Source organism: Xenorhabdus eapokensis, assembly GCF_001908105.1.
This window is the reverse complement of sequence record NZ_MKGQ01000167.1, coordinates 1-632: the sequence shown is the minus strand read 5'-3', so window position 1 is coordinate 632 and position 632 is coordinate 1. Positions and strand designations below refer to the sequence as shown.

Sequence of the window (632 nt, the reverse complement as noted above, 5' to 3'; positions counted from 1 at the left end):
TTATCGAGCCGATCACATCCCAGGCTGCTTCACGCTCACTGACATTGGCGGGCGTCAGTGTAAACCCGGTTACTACGCCGATTTCGTCTATCATGAGATGTCCTTTGAAACCGTAGTAAGTTTCGTTTTTGGCCGCACAGTACCCATAATCGGCTTGTCCTTTGAAGTTGGCACAGCCTTTTGCTCTTTTGAATCCACAGACGGGCAGCGGAAATCCGTCGATAATATGTACCGGCCTGTCGAGTGCGCCCAATAACCTCGCCAGCTTTTCTTGCAGTTGTTGTTTAACAACCCAAAGATTCGAAGTCTGTTTAGCGAAATTGGCGCGTGAACCTAGCCCCGGAAACCATTCGCGCCAGTGATGATTAAAGTATGTCCAAATGCCTTTATCTGTTGAAAATCCTAAAAATTCACCCACCACTTCCATCGTGATGGCTTCTGCATCGCTCAGTTTAGGCGGATATCCCCGGCTTCTTAATCGCCTACCTTGCTGTAACTGCGTTAAATTGTCATCTATCCAACAAAACACCCAAATGATAAAATCTTGCTGTGACATAGCCTTTTGTTCCTTTATTTCTCTATTTTTGACGACTTAAAGTTATAAAGGAGCGGCTATGTCATTTCAACTCACC

At 45.6% G+C, this 632-nt stretch carries 1 protein-coding gene; it reads right to left on the bottom strand.

Annotated features, from left to right (window positions below; translation table 11 throughout):
• The coding region (locus tag Xedl_RS19980) for an IS982 family transposase (RefSeq protein ID WP_143187521.1) at positions 1-556 on the bottom strand (556 nt) is incomplete at its 3' end.
• Positions 557-632 lie beyond the last annotated feature (76 nt).